At 61.8% G+C, this 20,506-nt stretch carries 21 protein-coding genes and 1 tRNA gene; 17 read left to right on the top strand and 5 right to left on the bottom strand.

The features are described 5' to 3' along the window. Nucleotides 1-232 precede the first annotated feature (232 nt). The 14 genes from MK6180000_RS17390 (at nt 233) to ccoS (ending at nt 15,624) form a co-directional block, all read left to right on the top strand. Complete coding sequence (locus tag MK6180000_RS17390; protein ID WP_138935893.1) at nt 233-1,261, top strand: histone deacetylase family protein; 1,029 nt, start codon at nt 233-235, stop codon at nt 1,259-1,261. Further along, complete coding sequence (locus MK6180000_RS17385) at nt 1,258-2,820, top strand: acetolactate synthase large subunit (RefSeq protein ID WP_138935892.1); 1,563 nt, start codon at nt 1,258-1,260, stop codon at nt 2,818-2,820. The genes MK6180000_RS17390 and MK6180000_RS17385 overlap by 4 nt, the downstream gene beginning before the upstream one ends. A 21-nt stretch (nt 2,821-2,841) precedes the next feature. Continuing rightward, complete coding sequence (locus tag MK6180000_RS17380) at nt 2,842-4,131, top strand: ArgE/DapE family deacylase (protein ID WP_138935891.1); 1,290 nt, start codon at nt 2,842-2,844, stop codon at nt 4,129-4,131. Further along, a complete protein-coding gene (locus tag MK6180000_RS17375) occupies nt 4,131-5,243 on the top strand; it encodes a phosphotransferase (RefSeq protein WP_138935890.1) in 1,113 nt (370 codons plus the stop codon). Before MK6180000_RS17380 ends, MK6180000_RS17375 begins: the two co-directional genes overlap by 1 nt. After that, nucleotides 5,240-6,556, top strand: a complete 1,317-nt coding sequence (locus MK6180000_RS17370; protein WP_138935889.1) for an aspartate aminotransferase family protein — start codon at nt 5,240-5,242, stop codon at nt 6,554-6,556. Before MK6180000_RS17375 ends, MK6180000_RS17370 begins: the two co-directional genes overlap by 4 nt. A 139-nt stretch (nt 6,557-6,695) precedes the next feature. Continuing rightward, nucleotides 6,696-7,430, top strand: a complete 735-nt coding sequence (fnrL, locus tag MK6180000_RS17365) for a transcriptional regulator FnrL (RefSeq protein ID WP_138935888.1) — start codon at nt 6,696-6,698, stop codon at nt 7,428-7,430. 184 nt (nt 7,431-7,614) lie between these two features. Then, nucleotides 7,615-9,213, top strand: coding sequence for a cytochrome-c oxidase, cbb3-type subunit I (ccoN, locus tag MK6180000_RS17360; protein WP_138935887.1), 1,599 nt, complete (start codon nt 7,615-7,617; stop codon nt 9,211-9,213). 12 nt (nt 9,214-9,225) lie between these two features. Next, nucleotides 9,226-10,050 (top strand): cytochrome-c oxidase, cbb3-type subunit II, encoded by an 825-nt coding sequence (gene ccoO, locus MK6180000_RS17355; RefSeq protein WP_138935886.1) that lies wholly within the window; start codon nt 9,226-9,228, stop codon nt 10,048-10,050. 12 nt (nt 10,051-10,062) lie between these two features. After that, a complete protein-coding gene (locus MK6180000_RS17350; RefSeq protein ID WP_138935885.1) occupies nt 10,063-10,278 on the top strand; it encodes a cbb3-type cytochrome c oxidase subunit 3 in 216 nt (71 codons plus the stop codon). Then, entirely contained in the window at nt 10,271-11,134 is an 864-nt protein-coding gene (gene ccoP / locus MK6180000_RS17345; RefSeq protein ID WP_138935884.1) for a cytochrome-c oxidase, cbb3-type subunit III, read from the top strand. The genes MK6180000_RS17350 and ccoP overlap by 8 nt, the downstream gene beginning before the upstream one ends. Before the next feature lie 166 nt (nt 11,135-11,300). Continuing rightward, complete coding sequence (gene ccoG, locus MK6180000_RS17340) at nt 11,301-12,851, top strand: cytochrome c oxidase accessory protein CcoG (RefSeq protein ID WP_138935883.1); 1,551 nt, start codon at nt 11,301-11,303, stop codon at nt 12,849-12,851. After that, nucleotides 12,852-13,304 (top strand): FixH family protein, encoded by a 453-nt coding sequence (locus MK6180000_RS17335; RefSeq protein ID WP_138935882.1) that lies wholly within the window; start codon nt 12,852-12,854, stop codon nt 13,302-13,304. Next, entirely contained in the window at nt 13,301-15,451 is a 2,151-nt protein-coding gene (locus tag MK6180000_RS17330; protein WP_138935881.1) for a heavy metal translocating P-type ATPase, read from the top strand. Before MK6180000_RS17335 ends, MK6180000_RS17330 begins: the two co-directional genes overlap by 4 nt. Continuing rightward, nucleotides 15,448-15,624 carry a cbb3-type cytochrome oxidase assembly protein CcoS gene (ccoS, locus tag MK6180000_RS17325; RefSeq protein WP_138935880.1) on the top strand — a complete coding sequence of 59 codons (177 nt, stop codon included), beginning with the start codon at nt 15,448-15,450 and terminating at the stop codon, nt 15,622-15,624. Before MK6180000_RS17330 ends, ccoS begins: the two co-directional genes overlap by 4 nt. Nucleotides 15,625-15,691: 67 nt before the next feature. Here the strand turns inward: ccoS and MK6180000_RS17320 are convergent. Beyond that, nucleotides 15,692-15,767 (bottom strand) — tRNA-Ala (locus MK6180000_RS17320). Between the two features lie 98 nt (nt 15,768-15,865). Further along, entirely contained in the window at nt 15,866-16,195 is a 330-nt protein-coding gene (locus MK6180000_RS17315) for a TIGR02300 family protein (RefSeq protein ID WP_138935879.1), read from the bottom strand. A 109-nt stretch (nt 16,196-16,304) separates the two neighbouring features. Here MK6180000_RS17315 and MK6180000_RS17310 point away from each other — a divergent pair, with 109 nt between their 5' ends. Then, nucleotides 16,305-16,985, top strand: coding sequence for a M48 family metallopeptidase (locus tag MK6180000_RS17310; RefSeq protein ID WP_138935878.1), 681 nt, complete (start codon nt 16,305-16,307; stop codon nt 16,983-16,985). A gap of 31 nt (nt 16,986-17,016) precedes the next feature. Next, nucleotides 17,017-17,664, top strand: a complete 648-nt coding sequence (locus tag MK6180000_RS17305) for a GntR family transcriptional regulator (RefSeq protein WP_138936564.1) — start codon at nt 17,017-17,019, stop codon at nt 17,662-17,664. On the opposite strand, the gene MK6180000_RS17300 is transcribed toward MK6180000_RS17305, so the two are convergent. Genes MK6180000_RS17300 through MK6180000_RS17290 form a run of 3 tightly spaced genes read right to left on the bottom strand, consistent with a single transcriptional unit; the run spans nt 17,661 to nt 19,937 of the window. Then, entirely contained in the window at nt 17,661-18,623 is a 963-nt protein-coding gene (locus tag MK6180000_RS17300) for an acetyl-CoA carboxylase carboxyltransferase subunit alpha (protein WP_138935877.1), read from the bottom strand. The two genes, MK6180000_RS17305 and MK6180000_RS17300, sit on opposite strands and share 4 nt — an antisense overlap. A gap of 56 nt (nt 18,624-18,679) precedes the next feature. After that, nucleotides 18,680-19,312, bottom strand: coding sequence for a hypothetical protein (locus MK6180000_RS17295; protein WP_138935876.1), 633 nt, complete (start codon nt 19,310-19,312; stop codon nt 18,680-18,682). After that, nucleotides 19,284-19,937, bottom strand: coding sequence for a LysE family translocator (locus MK6180000_RS17290; protein WP_138936563.1), 654 nt, complete (start codon nt 19,935-19,937; stop codon nt 19,284-19,286). Before MK6180000_RS17290 ends, MK6180000_RS17295 begins: the two co-directional genes overlap by 29 nt. 83 nt (nt 19,938-20,020) lie before the next feature. Here MK6180000_RS17290 and MK6180000_RS17285 point away from each other — a divergent pair, with 83 nt between their 5' ends. Further along, nucleotides 20,021-20,464, top strand: a complete 444-nt coding sequence (locus MK6180000_RS17285) for an Lrp/AsnC family transcriptional regulator (protein WP_138935875.1) — start codon at nt 20,021-20,023, stop codon at nt 20,462-20,464. Nucleotides 20,465-20,506: the final 42 nt, after the last annotated feature.

Raw genomic sequence — 20,506 nt, 5'->3', positions numbered from 1 at the left:
GGTTCCGGATTTCTACCCCTCGATACTACACTTTTAGCGTGCGCCGTAGCGTCGATTCAGCCCGTTTCATCAGCGTGAATTCATTTTGGTGCATCATGCATCATTGTCGTTGAACTGCAAACTGAAATTTGCGATGGTCCGCGCGGCGATGTTGACGATGCGGCGCTCGCAGCCCAAAACATCGTTGAACCCCCGAACGGTATCGGGTGCGCATCATGCGAAAGGATCACTGATGAAAGCCTTCTTTGACGAACGCCAATTGCGCCATGCGCCCACGTTCTATTTCCGCCGCGGCGCTGCCATGCCGCATCAGGAACAACCACAGAGGGCCGAGATCCTGCGCGACATGCTGGCAGGCGAAGGCTTTGAGATCGCAAAACCGCGCGATCACGGTCTGGACCCGGTCAAGGCTGTGCATAATACCGACTACGTCGATTTCCTGCCCACCGCCCATGCCCGTTTTGTCGAAAGCGCGGGCACCGAGGCGCTGGCTATTCCAACGATGCATCCCGGCCGCCGTCGTGGCAAGGAGCCGAAGGATATTCATGGCCAGATGGGTTGGTGGATGACCGACACCTCCACCCCCCTGACGGAGGGCACTTGGGAGGCTGTCTATTGGTCCGCACAGACCGCCATTGAAGCCGCCGAAGAAGTGCTGTCGGGCGCGAAATCGGCCTATGCTCTCTGCCGTCCGCCGGGACATCATGCGATGCGCGACTGCTCCAACGGGTTCTGTTTCTTTAACAACGCCTGTGTTGTGGCGAACCACCTGACGTCGAAATTCAAGAAGGTCGCGCTGATCGACGTCGACGTACACACAGGTAACGGCTCGCTAGATATTCTGTACGAGCGGGGCGATATCTTCTTTTGCTCGCTGCATCCCGACCCGGCGACTTACCCCACCTTCTATCTGGGCCACGCGGACGAGACGGGCGAGGGCGAGGGTGCGGGCAAGTCTCTGAACGTCCTGCTCCAGCAGGGCGCCAGCGAGGACGATGTAATGGCCGCACTGGACAAAGGATTGGCCGCGATCAAGGATTTCGGGGCCGAGGCGCTGGTCGTCTCGCTTGGCTTTGACATGGCCGCCGACGATCCGCTGGCCGCGGTCAATGTCTACCCTGAGGGTTTTGCCGAAATGGCGCGCCGCCTGGCTGCGCTGAACATCCCGACCGTGCTTGTGCAAGAGGGCGGCTACCTTGGCCCTTCGCTTGCCGATAATGCCAAATCATTCCTTACCACTTTCCGCGAGGCGACAGCATGACGAGCGCTCCCAAGCAAATGAATGGCGCCGAAAGTGTCGTGCGCAGCCTCCATGCGGCGGGCGTTGATGTCTGCTTTGCCAACCCCGGCACGTCCGAGATGCAATTCGTCGATGCGCTGGACCGGACCAAGCTGATGCACTGCGTTCTGGGCCTGTTTGAGGGGGTCGTGACTGGCGCTGCCGATGGCTATGCCCGTATGACAGGCAAGCCTGCGGTGACGCTGCTGCACCTCGCCCCCGGCTTTGCCAATGCGGCGGCCAACCTGCACAACGCGCGCAAGGCACGCGTGCCGATGGTCAACCTCGTCGGCGATCACGCACTGCGCCACCAGCAATACGACGCCCCTCTATCGGCAGATGTCGAGGGGGCGTGCAAGCCGTTCAGCGACTGGGTGAAGTCCGGCACTGACGCCGGAAGCTTTGCCGCCGACGCGATGGAGGCGCTGCGCGTTGCCAAAGGCAAACCCCGCCGCATCGCCACGTTGATCGCACCCGCCGATATCGGCTGGGACGAGGGCGGACAGATAGCTAAGGAAATCACCCCCGACGGCCCCGCGCCGTTGGACGAGGCTGCATTGACGGATGCCGTCGCCGCGCTGGAATCGGGCGAGAAAACCACGATCCTCGTCAGCAATTCGGTGCTGGAGGACGTAGCAACCCTCGCCCTGCTGCAAGGCATTGCCGAAACGACAGGCGCGACGATCCTCGCGCCCACGTCCAGCCGCCGGATCGAGCGGGGACAGGGCCGCGCAGCGATGGCCAAGGTGCCGTATCCGATCAACGAGGCGATCGCGTGCCTCGCGCCATACAGCCGTGCGATCCTGATCGAGACGCTGCCGCCCGTCGCCTTTTTCGCCTATCCTGGCAAGCCAAGCCTGCTGCTGCCCGAAGACTGCGCGCAAGTCACGCTGGTCGGTGTGGACGGTGACGGACAGGCCGCCGTCGCCGCATTGGCAGACCGCATCGGGGCAAAACCCGGCACCGGCAAGGGCACCGCCATGCCTGCGCGTCCGCAGTCTGGTGCGATCACGCTGGCCAACATCGGCGCAGCGCTGGCGAACGCCTTGCCCGAGGATGCCATCGTCGTAGACGAGGCGGTATCGTCTGGCGGCGCGACATTCGCCGCAGGCGACGGCGCAAGGCCGAACTCTTGGCTGGCGCTCACCGGCGGCTCTATCGGTATCGGCATCCCACTATCGGCGGGCGCGGCTATCGCCTGCCCACAGCGGCCCGTTATTACGATCCAAGGCGACGGATCGGCAATGTACACCATTCAGGGCCTCTGGACGCAGGCGCGCGAGGGGTCAAACGTCACGACCGTCATCCTTGCCAACCAAAGCTATGAGATCCTCAAGCATGAGCTGCATAACGTGGGTGCGCAGCCGGGTCAGGACGCACTGGACATGCTTAACCTGGACCGGCCGCATCTGGACTTCGTCGCATTGGCACGCGGCATGGGTGTGCCCGGCCGCCGGGTCGAGGATGTGGCGGACCTGATGCGCGCCATTGAGGATGCAGCAAAAGAGCCGGGCCCCTACTTGATTGAGGCGATGCTTTAACCCTTTTGAAAAGGACACGACATGGCAATGGATGCAGATCTGAAGGACCGTATCAAACAGGCCGTCGCCGACGGCTTTGACGAACAAATCGCCTTTACGCAAAAACTGGTTCAAAATCCGTCACTACGCGGGCACGAACATAGTATTCAGGATCTTTTGTTCCGTGAATTGCAGGGTCGCGGCTATGCCATGGACCGGTTCAAAATGGACCACGCAGCGATTGCCGCCCATCCCGGTGGTTCGAAAATATCCGAGGACCATTCTGACGCACCCATCGTTGTCGGCATCCATCGACCGCGCAGCGAGACAGGCCGCTCGCTGATCCTGCAGTCCCATCTGGATGTAGTCCCCGAGGGTCTGCACGATATGTGGTCGGACCCGCCATTTTCGGGCAAGATCGAAGGCGATTGGATGTATGGCCGCGGCGCGGGCGACATGAAGGCCGGTGCCGCCGCAAACCTCTTTGCACTGGATGCGCTGCGCCGCATCGGACTGCAACCTGCCGCGACGGTCTATGTGCAATCAGTCGTTGAGGAGGAGTCCACAGGTAACGGCGCGCTGCAAACGTTCCTCCAAGGCTACACCGCCGACGCCGTCTTCATCCCCGAGCCGGAGGAGGAGATGCTGGTGCGTGCCAATTTGGGAGTATTGTGGTTCGAAATCCAAGTTCGCGGCGTACCGGTCCACGTGCGAGAAATGGGCGAGGGCGCCAACGCCATCGACGCCGCCTACCGCATCATCGGAGCGGTACGCGAGGTCGAAGAGGAGTGGAATGCAGACAAGGCGGGTCGCCCCCATTTCGAGAATGAAGCGCATCCGATTAACCTCAATATAGGCAAGATTGAGGGTGGCGATTGGGCGTCTTCGGTGCCGTCATGGTGCAACGTGGATTGCCGCATTGGTATTTATCCGGGCGTCACCGCCGAGAAAGCAGCAGCAGAAATCACCGAGCGGGTTAGAGTTTTTGCAGAGGCCGACAGCTTCCTTGCGAACAACCCGCCCAAGGTAGTCTTCAACGGCTTCTACGCCGAGGGCTACGTGCTGGAGGAAGGCGGCGAGGCCGAGGCTGTACTGGGCCGCGCGCATGAGGCCGCCATCGGCGCGCCGATGAAATCATTCATGACAGCGGGCTATCTGGATACGAGGGTCTATGCGCTCTACAACGACATTCCGGCGCTGTGCTACGGCCCGAAATCGCGTAACATCCACGGCATCGACGAATGCGTCAGTCTGGATTCCGTTCGGAAGATCACCCAAACCATGGCTCTCTTTATTGCCGAATGGTGCGGGACCGAGGCGTTGGACGGCTGATGCTGGCGGCGATGGCTGGACTGCCTCCCTTTAGCACCGCGAATGAGGCGGCGCCTGATCTGGCCGATCTGCTGGCCCAGGCTGCGCCCGAGATCACGTCGGACATGGCCGCTGATTTGGCCCGGGACATCTATGGCGTAAGCGGCAACATCCGGCCACTTAGCGCCGAGAAGGATGCGAATTTTCACATCCGCCTGCCGGGCGGCGAGCAGGCCCTGCTGAAGGTTACAAACGCCGTCGAAGATCGCGGGGTGACGCATATGCAGACCGCCGCGCTGATGCATCTGGCCAGCACCGATCCCACGCTACCGGTACAGCGGATTTGCCAAACGCTCAGCGGTGCATCATCGGCCATCATCACCGGCCCCTCCGGCGATGCGCACGTCGTTCGGTTGATGAGCTATCTGGACGGCACGATCCTAAGCACTGCAAAGCCGGGGGCGGGCCTATACCCGGCACTTGGCATGCTGCTGGCGCGGCTGACATTGGGACTGCGCGGGTTTTTTCACCCATCGGCTGGCCATGTCCTGCAGTGGGATATCAAACAGGCCCACCGCCTGCGCCCGATGCTGGACGCGATTGCTGACACTGATCTACGGGCCCGCGTGACCGCCACCATCGACCACTTTGACGCAGAAATTGCGCCACGCCTGCCGCTACTGCGCGCGCAGGTGGTGCATAATGATTTCAACCCCCACAACCTGCTGGTCGATGGTCCCAAAGCGACGCGCGCCACGGGCATCATCGACTTCGGCGATATGGTCTATACTCCCGTTGCGTGCGATCTGGCGGTTGCCTGCTCGTATCAGGTGACGGATGGCGCGGACCCACTGGCGCGCATCGCGCAAATGATCCAAGGTTTTGCAGCCAAAATGCCGCTTGAAGAGGATGAGCTGGATCTGCTGCCAGATTTGATGCGCCTGCGCCACGCCACGACGTTGACTATCGGCGCATGGCGCGCCCGGCGCTATCCGGCCAATGCAGAATATATTCTGCGCAACACGGCAACCTCACTGCGCGGCCTGGATACCATCGACAGTATTGGCATAGGTGCTGTCCAATCCGCGCTGCGGACTACCGCGCACACCGCCATGGAAAGGCACCCTTCATGAGCATGGTCAATGCCTTCGACGCCGCGTCAGGCACGCAGCTGGACCCCGAGGATCGCGACCTTATCGCGCGCAGATCCAAGGTGCTGGGACCGGCCTATCGCCTTTTCTACGAACAGCCGTTGCATTTGGTGCGCGGCGAGGGCGCTTGGGTTTGGGACAAGGCTGGCAACAAGTATCTGGACGCCTATAATAACGTCGCCTCGCTGGGCCATTGCCACCCGCGCGTAGTGCGCGCAATCAGTGAGCAGTTGGGCATACTGAACACCCACACACGCTACTTGCATGACGGCGTGGTCAATTATGCCGAGCGTTTGTTGGCCACAATGCCAGATGCGCTGGGCCACGTTATGTTCACTTGCACAGGGTCCGAAGCGAACGATCTGGCGCTGCGCATCGCGCGCTCTTACACCCGGCGCCAGGGGGTGATCGTTACGCGCCTCGCCTATCATGGGCTGACAGAATCCGTGTCGGAACTGTCGCCGTCCTTGGGCGCATTTGTCACGCGCGGCCCGCGCGTGCGCCTGATTGATGCACCCAATGCATTGACCGTACCGCCCGAGCAGCAGGGCGCGCGCCTTGCCGCCGATCTGGCCACCGCAATTGCCGAAATGCGCGCCGACGGGATCGAGCCTGCGGCATTCATCATCGATACCGTCTTCTCCAGCGATGGCCTCTACCCCGATCCGGCAGGCTTTCTGAAACCTGCCGTTGATTTGATCCGCGCCGAGGGCGGCATTTTCATCGCCGACGAGGTGCAGCCGGGCTTTGCCCGCACCGGCGACGCCTTCTGGGGCTTTCAGCGGCACGGGCTTGTGCCCGACATGGTCACGATGGGCAAACCGATGGGGAATGGATTTCCTGTGTCGGGCACGGCGATGCAGCCGCATCTGGTGCAGGAATTCGGCGAAAAGGCCCGCTACTTTAACACGTTCGGAGGCAATCCGGTGGCAGCTGCCGCCGGTATGGCCGTGCTGGACGTAATTGAGGACGAAGGGCTGCAGGAAAATTCCCGCACCATTGGCGCATTCATGAAAACCGGGCTACAAGGCATTGCGGACGGGCGCAGCGACATCGGCGACGTGCGTGGCGCGGGCCTGTTTCTGGCAGTCGAATGCGTGACTGATAAGGCGACGAATGCACCCGATGCGGCTCTGGCAGCTAAGGTTGTGAACCACCTACGCCAGAACGGCGTGTTGATCAGCGCGACGGGTCCGGGCGCGAATATTCTCAAGATTCGCCCGCCGCTTATCCTGGGCCAGAGCGAGGCAGAGCGATTTGTCGACGCTATGCAGGCCGCCTTCGACGCGGCCTGATCACTGACCTGCTCCGAGGCCCATGTTTTGTTCCCTCTACGGTTGTCCCGCCGCTACGGCAGACGCGCAGTTGTAGGATGCGCGCGGGGCAGATATGTTAAGGATATTCTCAGTAATTTTCCTTGATGCAGATCAACTCATGCGTTTCACAGCCAAAATGCGCCCCAAATGCAGCGAGTGCCCAATCCGGCACCGCGCCGTCTGTGCGCGCTGTGACGATAGCGAGCTGACCACGCTGGAAGGGATTAAGGCCTACAGATCGTTTGCGGCAGGCGATCCCATCCTGCGGCGGGGCGATCCGCTGACCTATGTGGCATCGGTGGTGCGCGGCGTCGCAACCCTGAACAAAACAATGGAAGACGGGCGCACCCAGATGGTCGGTATGCTGTTTCCATCTGATTTCATCGGGCGGCCGGGACGCGCCAAGATCGATTTCGACGTAGTTGCGGTAACAGACGTGACACTGTGCTGTTTTCAACGCAAGCCATTCGAGAGCCTGATCGAGACAACGCCTCACATTGCACAGCGCCTGCTTGAAATGTCGTTAGACGAATTGGACGCCGCGCGCGACTGGATGGTTTTGCTGGGCCGCAAGACAGCGCGCGAGAAGATTGCTACTTTCGTCGAGATGCTGGTGCGGAGGCAGGATATCGAGGGCTCGGCCGGCACCGACGGCCCCTTGATACTACCGCTGACGCGTGATGAGATTGCTGACTATATCGGCCTTACGCTGGAAACGGTCAGCCGCCAACTGAACGCGATGAAGAAGGAAGGTATCCTGCGCTTTACCGATCGCCGCCGGTTCGAGATCGCTGATTTGGCGGCACTTCATCTGGCGACAGGCGACGATTCAGAGGACACTTTGGTCTACTGATTGTAATCCCCTGCTATTCCAGTCTCCTCTTTTTCCCAACGCGTCCATGAATATCCCCAAGCCTTCGTGGCCCGGCCTGATAACTTGACCCAGATCAAGGTATGACCTGCCAGCGCCCGCTAATCACACCCTGCGAACAGGTGTGCGCGCCCCGTCCAAGGCTGCGCCAACGAAAAGGTGCGACATGGAATATTTCAAACTTACAGCTTTGGCAGTCATTGCCCTCATTGCGGCAATTGGGGCCGATTGGGGCCACGATCTGGCCTATAGGGTCCATGCGCTTCTGATCGTCGGAGTATCGGCAGGCTTGTTTATCTGGGTGCTGCGCAACATGGAGGAGCAGGCCGTTCCTGCCCCCGCGCCCACCGGCTATGCAGACGGCGTTATCCGCGCGGGCGTGATCGCCACCGCGTTCTGGGGTGTCACCGGATTTCTGGTCGGCACCTTCATCGCCTTTCAGCTCGCCTTCCCTGAGCTCAACTTTGACTGGGCCCAGCCCTATACGAATTTTGGCCGCCTGCGTCCGCTGCATACCTCGGCGGTCATCTTTGCCTTTGGCGGCAACGCCCTGATCGCCACGTCGTTCTACGTAGTGCAGCGCACCTGCTCGGCGCGGCTATGGGGCGGCAATACGGCGTGGTTCGTGTTCTGGGGCTATCAGCTCTTCATCGTGCTGGCCGCAACCGGCTATCTGCTGGGCGCGACTCAGTCCAAAGAATACGCTGAGCCGGAATGGTACATCGACATCTGGCTGACCATCGTCTGGCTGGCCTATCTGGCCGTCTTCATGGGCACGCTGTTCAAACGGCGCGAGCGTCACATCTACGTCGCCAACTGGTTCTACCTTAGCTTCATCATCACCGTCGCGATGCTGCACGTGATCAACAACCTGTCCATCCCTGTCAGCTTCTGGGGCTCCAAATCGGTGCAGGTGTTCGCGGGTGTTCAGGACGCCATGACACAGTGGTGGTATGGCCATAACGCGGTCGGATTCTTCCTGACCGCAGGCTTCCTTGGCATGATGTATTACTTCGTCCCAAAGCAGGCGAACCGCCCGATTTATTCATACAAACTCAGCATCATCCACTTTTGGGCGCTGATCTTTCTCTATATCTGGGCCGGACCGCACCACCTGCATTATACCGCACTGCCCGACTGGGCTGCGACGCTGGGTATGGTCTTCTCAATCGTTCTGTGGATGCCCAGTTGGGGCGGCATGATCAACGGGCTGATGACGCTGCAAGGCGCGTGGGACAAGCTGCGCACCGATCCGATCCTGCGTATTTTCGTTATCTCGCTAGGGTTCTACGGCATGTCCACCTTTGAGGGGCCGATGATGTCGATCCGCGCGGTCAACTCGCTGTCGCATTACACCGACTGGACGATCGGGCACGTTCATTCCGGCGCGCTTGGCTGGAATGGCATGATAACTTTCGGCGCGCTCTACTTCCTGACGCCGCGTCTGTGGGGCCGCGAACGGATGCACTCCATGTCGGCGATCAGTTGGCACTTCTGGCTCGCGACGATTGGCATCGTTCTCTACGCATCGTCGATGTGGGTGACTGGCATCATGGAGGGCCTGATGTGGCGCGAAGTCGATGATCAGGGCTTCCTCGTCAACTCCTTCGCCGACACCGTGGCGGCGAAATTTCCGATGTATGTCGTGCGCGGCTTGGGCGGCGTCCTCTACCTCTCGGGCGGGCTGCTGATGGTCTGGAACATGTGGATGACAATCCGCGGAGGCGCGCGCAGCACCGCCCCCGTGGGCGTCCCGGCAGAATAGAAAGAACCTGACATGGCCAATAACGAGAAAATCACCGACTCGGAAAAAGATCCGAACGTCTCGACACTGTCAGACCTGCCGGGCGAGATCCCGAACGAGCTGCCTCATCAGACGGCATTTCTAAACCGGCACGCCATAATCGAGCGAAGCCCGACCTTGCTGCTGATCCTTTCGCTGCTCGTCGTCAGCATCGGCGGTATCGTCGAGATCGCGCCGCTTTTCTGGCTGGAGAACACCATCGAGAAGGTAGAGGGCGTGCGACCCTACTCCCCGCTGGAACTGACGGGGCGCGATATTTATGTGCGCGAGGGGTGCTATAACTGCCACAGCCAGATGATCCGTCCCATGCGCGACGAGGTAGAGCGCTATGGCCACTACTCGCTGGCTGCGGAATCTATGTATGATCACCCGTTTCAGTGGGGGTCCAAGCGGACGGGCCCCGACGTGGCGCGCGTCGGCGGGCGGTATTCGGACGCGTGGCATGTGGACCACATGAGCGATCCGCAATCTGTTGTGCCCGAATCGATCATGCCCAAATATGCCTTTCTGGCACGCACCAAGATTGAGCCAACCCATATCGAGGCCCTGCTGAAAACCCACCGTTTCGTCGGTGTGCCCTACAGCGATGAGCAGATCGAGGAGGCAAGCCGCGACTTCCGCGTGCAGGCCAACCCCGATGGCGATTACGACGCCATGCTGGAGCGTTATCCCGGTGCCGCCATATCCAACTTCGACGGGCAGGCCGCGTTGACGGAAATGGACGCGCTGATTTCCTACCTCCAAGTGCTCGGCACGATGGTCGATTTCTCGACCTTCACGCCCGACGCCAGCCGATAGGAGGCCCAAGGAATGGACACCTATTCAATCCTGCGCCAACTCGCCGATAGCTGGGTGCTGTTAGTGATGTTTGGCATCTTCGTGGGTATCGTCCTCTGGGCCTTTCGGCCCGGCGGATCCAAGACCTACGATGAGATCGCGAACATTCCGCTGAAGGACGACGATACCCTCCCCCATGACGACCCCGCCGCCCAAGATGGCACGCGCAAGGAGAAACAGAATGACTGAGCGCAAGAAAGACGACGTCACCGGGATCGAGACGACTGGCCACAGCTGGGACGGCATCCAAGAGCTGAATACCCCATTGCCGCGCTGGTGGCTTTGGACGCTCTACCTGACTATCATCTGGGCGATCGGCTATACGATCGCATACCCTGCATGGCCGATGATTTCGGGCGCGACCACTGGTCTAATGGGCTGGTCGACCCGCGCCAACATCGCCGCCGACATCGTGGCGCATGAGGGCCAGAATGCCGATCTGGTGGCATCGCTGGTAAGCGCAGACATGCAGACCCTGCCCGCCGACGCCGACCTGAACCGCTATGCCATCGCGCGCGGCGGTGCAGTTTTCCGCGCCAACTGCTCGCAATGTCACGGATCGGGCGCGGCGGGTGCCAAGGGGTATCCCAATCTCTTGGACGACGACTGGCTATGGGGCGGCGACATGGCCGCAATCGAGTACACCGTGCGCCACGGCATCCGGAACGATCTGGACGATGACGCGCGTTATTCGCAGATGCCGGCCTTTGGCGATATCTTAGACGGCGCTCAGATAGACGCAGTGGTAGAACACGTCGTGTCCCTATCCAACGCTGAGTTTGACGGCAATTTGGCAGGTGCAGGTGCCGTAGTTTTTGCCGACAACTGTGCCGTCTGCCACGGCGATGCCGGTCTTGGCGACCGGGAATTGGGCGCGCCCAACATTGCCGACGCCATCTGGCTTTATGGCGGCGACCGCGCCGCGTTGCACACCACCGTCGAGAAGGCACGCTTTGGCGTAATGCCCCCATGGGGCCCGCGCCTGAGCGAGGCCGATATCCGGGCCGTTTCCGCCTACGTCCACTCCCTCGGGGGAGGCGAATAGAGCGGAAAAGATCGCCGCAACCCCCCGCGCAACAGCCGGGGGCCGGTGATCCGCCCCCGAAGCGGACCTGTTCGCAAAACGCGCCGCTTCGGGGATGTTCTTGACCCAGATCAACGTTTGCTTGCCGTCGCCCCGTTACTGAGGGCCTGCGAACAGGACAAATCATATGACCAATCAGTCACCCCCATCCCTCTACGCCGCGCGGGAACCTATTTTTCCGCGCCGCGTCTCTGGTTTTTTCCGCCGCTTCAAGTGGTGGATTATGATCGTGACGCTGGGCATCTATTATCTGACGCCGTGGATCAGGTGGGACCGAGGACCCAGCCTGCCCGATCAGGCCGTGCTGGTGGATCTGGCGAGCCGGCGGTTCTATTTCTTCTGGATCGAGATCTGGCCGCATGAATTCTATTTCGTGGCTGGTTTGCTGATTATGGCAGGCCTTGGCCTGTTTTTGTTCACCTCCGCACTGGGGCGTGTCTGGTGTGGCTATACCTGCCCGCAAACAGTGTGGACCGACCTTTTCATCCTTGTCGAACGCTGGATCGAGGGCGACCGCAATGCGCGTGTTCGTCTGCACAAGGGTACGTGGACTGCGCACAAGATCCGACTGCGACTGACCAAATGGGCAGTATGGATGGCGATCGCGATCGCCACAGGGGGCGCTTGGGTATTCTATTTCACCGACGCGCCCACGCTGGCGCGCGACCTTGTGACTGGGACCGCACATCCCGCAGCCTACATCACCATCGCGATCCTGACGGCGACGACGTTCATCTTTGGCGGCTTCCTGCGCGAGCAAATCTGCATCTACATGTGCCCTTGGCCGCGCATTCAGGCCGCGATGATGGACCCCGATACCATCACCGTGGCGTACCGCGACTGGCGCGGTGAACCGCGCGGCAAAGGCAACGTCCGCCGCCGAAGCAAGGCCGAGGCAATTACTGCCGAGGCCGACGCACAAGCCGCTGGGCCGGGCGCCGCGCGCTATCCCGGCACGCCCTATCCCGGCAACGCGCTGCAGATGGGCGGCGAAATTCCGGCGTTGTCAGATGCGGGACCGGGCGATTGCATTGATTGTATGGCCTGCGTTAACGTCTGCCCAATGGGCATTGATATTCGCAACGGCCAGCAGATGGAGTGCATCACCTGCGCGCTTTGCATCGACGCATGCGACGACGTGATGGCCAAGATCGGCAAGCCGCGCGGCCTGATCGACTATATGGCCCTCTCCGACGACGCGGCAGAGCGCGCAGGCACTCCGACCAAGCCGCTCTGGAAGCATATCCTGCGCCCTCGGACGATTCTCTATACGACCGTCTGGTCGCTGATCGGTGCCGGCCTCATCTATGCGCTGTTCATCCGGTCTGATATAGAGTTGACGGTAAGCCCGGTGCGCAACCCGACCTACGTGACGCTTTCGGATGGCGCGATCAGAAACATCTATGACGTGCGACTGCGCAACAAACTGGGTGAGGAGCGTACCTTTACGCTCAGCCTCAGCAGCGACGCCGCTCTGGGGATCGAACTGGCGGGACAGCAGGCGGGCACCCTCGTCGTTCCCGCCGATACGACGACGCTACAACGCGTATATGTGACCGCGCGCCCCGGCACACCGGCGGCAGATGGCGACATGACCGCATTGCGCCTCTGGGTCGAGGACGTAGTGGCAGATACCCGCGCCTCCAAGGCGACCACTTTCAACGGCAGGGGTGAATAAATGCCAAGGGAGATCACCGGACGGCACGTTTTCGCAGGCTTTGCGCTGGCGTTTGGCATCATTATCGCAGTGAACCTGACGCTAGCCTTCAATGCGGTGCGGACCTTTCCGGGGCTAGAGGTCGGCAACTCCTACGTCGCCTCGCAAAGCTTTGACGCGGATCGCGACGCGCAAGAGGCGCTAGAGTGGGACGTGTCGGCCAATATCGCGGGCGATACCCTGAGGCTAATCATCATGCGCGACGGCATCGCGCAGGCGCCTGCCATTGAGCAGGCCACCTTTGGGCGCGCCACCAGCGTCGCACGCGACCAAGAATTGGTACTCACCTTCGACGGTACCGCATTTACCGCGCCGGTTATGGCAGGCGCGGGCAACTGGAACCTGCGGCTAAAGGCGCGCGCAGGCGACGGCACGCTCTTTCAGCAGCGCATCATCGTGCGGGCTGCGCCATGACACACGCCTCTGCCTGCCCCGCTTGCGCAGCGGCGCCCATGGCAGAGCGGGCGGCACGGCAGGCAGGTCCACCCGACATTGTGCTGTCCCTGCCAGGCATCCACTGCGCTGCATGCATTGCATCGGTTGAGCGCACGCTGCGCGCCCTGCCCGGCGTCGACGCCGCACGCGTTAACCTGTCGCTCAAGCGCGTTGCTGTCCATACAAACGGCGCTAATCGCGAGGGGGTCGTTGCCGCCCTCAATGGCATTGGCTTTGAGGCGCATCCGCTAGATATGGCCGTGCTGGACGCGCGGCAGGACCACGTCGGGCGGGGCCTGATGATCCGTATTGCCGTCGCGGGGTTTGCGATGATGAACGTGATGCTCCTGTCGGTTGCCGTCTGGTCTGGCGCGAGCGGCGCGACGCGCGAGTTGTTTCACCTGATCTCAGCCCTGATCTCGCTGCCCGCTGTCCTTTATTGCGGCCAGCCCTTCTTTGCGAACGCATGGACTGCTCTGCGGGTGGGCAGGCTGAACATGGACGTACCCATTTCGCTGGCGATTCTGCTGGCCGGTGGCATGTCACTCTATGAGGTGATGAACGGCGGCGCGCATGCCTATTTCGATGCGGCGCTTTCATTGACGTTTTTCCTACTGATTGGCCGGTTCCTTGACCACCGCGCGCGCGCATCCGCGCACTCCGCCGCCAAGGAACTAGCCGCACTTGAGGTCCAAACTGCCCAGCGGTTAGGCACCGGCGGCGCAACCACGGTGGCGGTCAGCGACTTGGCCGTAGGCGACCGCCTCCTGATCCCCGCAGGCGTGCGCGTGCCGGTGGATGGCACGCTAGACAGCCCCAAGGCGCTATCAGACCGGTCCTTCATCACCGGCGAGTCCGCTGCCGCGCAGCTCGCTCATGGGGACGGGGTGCAGGCGGGCGAGATCAATCTGGGCGCCCCGTTCGAGATGACGGCAACGGCGGTGGGCGAGGATACAGCCCTGCGCCGTGTCGCGACACTCGTCGAGATGGCCGAGAACAGCCGAAGCAGCTATACCAACCTCGCTGATCGCGCGGCGCGAATCTATGCGCCTGCGGTGCATCTGCTGGCATTATTTGCCTTCACCGGATGGGTCTGGGTCAGCGGCGATGTGCGCCTCGCGCTAAACATCGCTGTGGCCGTGCTGATCATCACCTGCCCCTGCGCGCTGGGCCTTGCCGTGCCTGCGGTCGCGACTGCAGCGATCGCGCGGCTCTATTCCATGGGTTTTCTGGTCAAATCAGGCACGGCGCTAGAGCGGTTGGCCGAGGTCGATCTGGCCGTCTTTGACAAGACAGGGACGCTGACGCTATCGACCGGTGGGCGCCAGCTGGCGCACCTAACGGATAGCCAAATTGCGGTCGCAAGGGCGCTGGCGCAGGCGTCGAGCCACCCCGTTTCGCGCGCGCTGTTGGATGCGCTGCCGCCGGGTGCCCCCGCGCGGTTAAGCGAGATTCAGGAAGTGGCTGGAGACGGGATGCAGGCGCGATTGGACACGCGAATCGTCCGGCTGGGCCGAGGTGCGTGGCTGGACGCAGGCTTCAACGGGCCGGGTCTGCAAATCGGCGCTGGCGCTGCGATCCCGCTCCACTTGGCCGAGGAGCCGCGCCCCGGTGTTGCGGCGGCACTGGCCGGTTTGCGCGCGCAAGGCATCACGCCCCGCATCCTCAGCGGTGACAGGCAAGGCGCGGTTCAACGCATGGCCGAACATCTGGGGATCGCAGACATGCAGGCCGAAGTCAGCGCCACCCAAAAGCACGATTATTTGACCGCGCTCCAAGCGGACGGCCACCGCGTCGTAATGGTCGGCGACGGGCTGAACGATACGGCTGCGCTTGCGGCGGCCCACGCGTCAGTCGCGCCGTCGTCCGCGCTGGACGCCTCGCGCAATGCCGCCGATGTTGTGCTGCTGCGCGATAGCCTAGAAGATTTCCCGCTGCTGATTTTAATCGCCCGCGCTGCAACCCGGCTATCCAAGCAGAACTTTGCCATCGCCGCCGCTTACAACGCTATCGCGGTGCCCGTCGCGCTGATGGGCTATGCTACCCCCCTGATCGCTGCCATCGCTATGTCGACGTCGTCAATCACCGTGCTGCTAAACGCGATGCGAGTGAGGCGCGTGAAATGAACATCCTACTTATCCTGATACCAGTTTCGATCACGCTGGGCGCGCTTGGCCTCTGTGCGTTTCTGTGGACGATTCGCAGTGGGCAGTATGATGACGCCGAAGGCGCTGCCGCGCGAATGCTGCTGGACGATGATGAACCAGCCGGCACGGATCAGAGCCGCACGCAGGACTGAAGGCCACGCGCGCGGCGCGTTCATCGCATTTACGATTCCGTTGCAGCGTATCAAAAAATAGGAAAGTTGGTGGAGCCTAGGGGGATCGAACCCCTGACCTCCTGCATGCCATGCAGGCGCTCTCCCAGCTGAGCTAAGGCCCCGAACAGCGGCCCGTGGGCCGCTGGGTGCTGATTAGGCAAAGCGCCGGGCAGGATCAAGCGAAAAATCCGGCCCGGCCAGTCTGTACAGACTATGCGTATCAGCTATCGTCGTCGTCTGCGGCAACGTCGGCGATCTCATCCAGAGACACGTCGTCGTCGTCGTCATCCTCGAGCACGTCATCGCCCAGATTGACCTCGACATCATCGTCATCATCGTCGTCCAGGACCGCGCCGTCGTCGGTGTTGGCCTCTTTCATCTTCTTCGTCTCGGCATCCTCGGCGTCGGCCTTGATCGACCGGCTCTTGCCGGTGTTCAGCTCGACGACTTCGCCCGTGTAAGGGCTGACGATCGGATCCTTGTTCAGGTCGTAGAAGCGCTGGCCAGTGGTCGGGCACAGGCGCTTGACGCCCCATTCTTCCTTGGGCATGTGCGTCCCTTTCAAATATGGTGCCTTGCATGCGATCTGCGCCACCTGCCATAACAGGGCAAAGGTGTCAAAGCCTTTAAGTCAAACACCCCAATAGGCAGCAAGGCATATGGGCGAGCATATCCTTCCCGGTGACCCCCCAATCGCGGTCACGCTGCGCCGTTCGGCGCGGGCACGGCGCATCTCATTGCGCGTGTCGTCGGTGGACGGAAGGGTAACGCTGACCCTGCCGCGCGGCCTGCCGGAGCGTGAGGCACTGGACTTCGCCCGTTCGAAACAGCGCTGGCTTCAGGGCCATCTGGAGGACCGCGCGCCGCACGTGCGCGCCGCGCCCGGCGCGGACATTCCCGTCGAAGGGCAAGTCTACCGGCTGGAGACAGGCACTGGACGCCGCGTCACTGTGACCCATGACACTCTGCTCGTGCCGGGCGGCCAACCAGCGCGCCTGCAAGCGTGGCTAAAGACGCTAGCGCATGACCGGCTGGTCACCGCCTCTGATCGCTATTCAGCCGCGCTAGGGCGCCCCTACAGCCGTATCACACTGCGCGATACGCGCTCCCGCTGGGGATCATGCTCTTCCACCGCCGGCCTCAGCTATTCGTGGCGGCTGATCATGGCGCCGCCTGATGTGCTGGACTATGTCGCCGCGCATGAGGTCGCGCATCTGGAGCAGATGAACCACTCGCCCGCCTTTTGGGCGGTCGTCGCCATGCTGATGCCGGAGTACGAGACGCACCGTGGCTGGCTTCGCACTCATGGCACTGGTCTACATCGCTATCGCTTCGATTGACGCGGGCGGCATTTGTGATCACAACAGCGTCATGTTGATGAACCCCCGACCCGATCCGGCCGCCCCCGCCCATGACCGCGTTTACCGCGGCCTGCGCACTCGTATCATGCACGGCGAGATTGCGCCGGGCCAAGCGCTGACACTGCGCGGCATAGGCCGCGAATTTGACGTGTCGATGACACCGGCCCGCGAGGCGTTGCGCAGGCTGGTGGCTGAGGGCGCTCTGACGCTCAGCCAATCGGGCCGCGTTGCCACGCCCGAGCTTAGCAATGACCGGATAGAGGAGTTGGCGGCGCTACGCTCCCTGCTGGAAGTTGAGCTGGCCAGCCGCGCCTTGCCTCGCGCACATATCGCACTGATCGACAGGCTGACCACGATCAACGCCGCCATCGCCGAGGATATCGCGCGCCATGATGCTGTCGCCTATATTCGTCGCAACCTAGAATTTCACCGCACGCTTTACCTGCGCGCGCAGGCGCCCGCGATGCTGGCAATGGCCGAAACCGTATGGCTGCAAATGGGTCCAACGATGCGCAAGCTATACGGCAAGCTGCGCCAGAAAGAGCCGCCTCCCTATCACCGTCTCATTATTGGCGCGCTAAAGGCGGGGGACGAGCCTGCGCTGCGCCTCGCCGTCCGCTCGGACGTGACCCAAGGCCTCAGAATGCTGGCAGCTTAGGCCGCAAGTCCCTTGGTGCCCATATTCAGAAATTTCTCGCGGCGGTCGCTAATTAGCGCCTTTGGGCTCTTGCCATCCAGCTCTTTCAGCATCTCGCCCAGCGCGGCGGCGACATTCGACATCGCCTTCTTGGGGTCGCGATGCGCGCCGCCCAGCGGCTCTTCTATCAGGCGGTCGGCGACACCCAGCTTAAGCAGGTCCTGGGCCGTCAGGCGCAGCGCCTCGGCGGCTTCGCGCATCTTCTCGGCGTTCTTCCACAGGATCGAGGCGCAGCCTTCGGGCGAAATCACGGAATAGACGGAATGTTCCAGCATCGCGACGCGGTTCGCGCTGGCGAAGGCAACTGCCCCGCCCGAGCCGCCCTCGCCGATCACTACGCTGACCAGTGGCACGCCGATTTGCAGGCATGTTTCGGTCGAACGGGCAATCGCTTCGGACTGGCCACGCTCTTCGGCGCCCTTGCCGGGATAGGCGCCGGGCGTGTCGACCAGCGTGATCACCGGCAGATTGAACTTCGCCGCCATCTCCATCAGGCGAATCGCCTTACGATACCCCTCGGGACGGGCCATACCGAAATTACGCTCAATCCGCGATTTGGTGTCGTTACCCTTTTCATGGCCGATCACCATGACGGGGCGGTCGTTTAGCCGCGCAAGGCCGCCCATGACGGCATGGTCATCGGCAAAGTTGCGATCGCCGGCCAGCGGCGTGTATTCGGTAAACAATGCTTTGATGTAATCGGTGCAATGGGGCCGTTCTGGGTGGCGCGCCACCTGGCATTTGCGCCACGGCGTCAGATCCTTGTAAAGATCGCGCAGCATGACGCCAGCCTTCTTGTCCAGCGCGGCGGCCTCTTCATCGACGTCGACGCCCTCACCAGAGCGGGCCATCGCGCGCAGCTCTTCGGCCTTGCCTTCGATTTCGGCAAGCGGCTTTTCAAAGTCGAGGTAGTGGGTCATCTGCGAGGCTCCGTCTGATGCCCGCGTTATATGGCCCTGTGCGCGCAGAAATGCAATCAGGTCGCGATATCCAGCATCGCGCGCAGGGCCATCTCGGGCGAGGCAAGCATAGGGATAGCCAAACCGTCCAGCAACGGCGCCGCGCCTGCCATTGAGGCCTGCGCCAGCACAGCGCAGGCCGCGTCCGGCACGCTGGGCAGGTTTTCACGAATCGCGGCGGCGACGACAGCGTGAAACGCCGCAACCTCGCCCGCCTCAAAGAGCGGCCAGAACTGGCAAAGGTTCAGCGTATGAACGCGCGCGGCGTATCCTTCGGCCTCCAGCGCCGCGTCCAAAAGCGCGCATGAGGGTGCCAGCGTACTATCGAGGCAATAGGCCATGACGATCGCGCCGCCAGCCTTGGCCGCGATGCGCGCTGCCGCCTGCATCATCGGCGCGTCGATACGCGTTGCGCCCAAGGCTGCGGCCACCGACCCCAGCGTCGTGCAGGTGCACAATACCGGACCTGCCGCGCCCTGCACCGCTTGCGTCATCTCGGCCATAAGCGCGGCATCTATGCCGTCCTGCGCGCGGGCCAGCCAATCAGGTCGCACCACATGCGTCAGCGTGGCATCAGGCGCGATACGCGTCCTCAGCGTGTCAAAAGTGGCGCAGTGAACCTCACTGGTATGCAGCAGTGTCAGCGTCATGTGGCAGGCCCTTTTCCGACTGATCCGCAGGCCATAGCACGGGGACCAGCGTCGTCACCAGCAACGCGGCCATGATCCAGTTGAATGCCCGCAATCGGCCGGGGCTATTTAGAAACCGCCGCATTTGCTGGCCCAGCGCGGTCCAACTGGTGACGCTGACGGTCGACACGGCGCAATAGCTGCCCGCGACCCACAAGATCGCCATCAAATCGCGCCCACCGGCGTAGAGCGTGATGGCTGAAAGCGCCATGAACCAAGCCTTGGGATTGACCCACTGAAACGCAGCGGCCTGAAGGAAGGTCAAAGGCGTGCCTGCTTCGTCCTCGCTCGCCTTTCGCGGCGGGGCTGCATTCGCGATCTTCCACGCCAGATAGAGCAGGTACGCGACACTCAGCACCGTCAAAATGGTCTGGACGATTGGAAAAGCCTCAAAAATACGAATGATGCCGACGCCGACAAGCGTGACCAGAACAGGCATACCCAGCCCTACGCCAAGCATATGCGGCACTGTCCGGCGAAATCCGAAATTGGCACCAGACGCCATCAGCATCAGGTTGTTCGGGCCGGGGGTAATCACCCCGACAAAACAGAAGGCGACCAGCGCTATGAGAATATCCAGTGTAATGCGCGCAACATTATTCGGATTGAGCTGAATTGAAATTGCGTTTGTTTGCACTGACTCGCTTTTATCTGCAATATCGCGGCGCTATGGACAGAATAACCGACCGCATATTGCAAGAGCTTTCTCGTAACGGCCGTATCAGCAATATTGAGCTGGCCGATCGCTGCGGTCTGTCGCCCAGCGCCTGTCTGCGCCGCGTTCAGGATCTGGAGCGGCGCGGCGTCATCGCGGGCTATCGCGCCGTGCTGAACCGCAGCGCAATCGGCGTCGGATTTATCGCCTATGCCACCGTAGGACTGAACAGCCATACCAAGGCAAGTCAGGAAGCGTTCGAGCGCGCTATGGCTACCGCCCCCGAGGTGGTCGAGTGCCATAACATCACCGGATCAGTAGAATACCTTTTGCGAATCGAGGTGGCAGATCTACCCAGCTATAAGGCGTTTCATACCGATGTCATGGGCGTGCTGCCGCAGGTGAATGCGATCACGTCGTATGTTGTCATGGGCTCGCCCAAGGACGCGCGCGCCTGATGGGTGCCTTGGCCGCTTCCAAACTACTCAAATGCGAGGTAT

This window comes from Roseovarius arcticus (genome assembly GCF_006125015.1).
Lineage (GTDB): Bacteria > Pseudomonadota > Alphaproteobacteria > Rhodobacterales > Rhodobacteraceae > Roseovarius > Roseovarius arcticus.
This window is presented reverse-complemented; position numbering and strand designations above follow the sequence as displayed.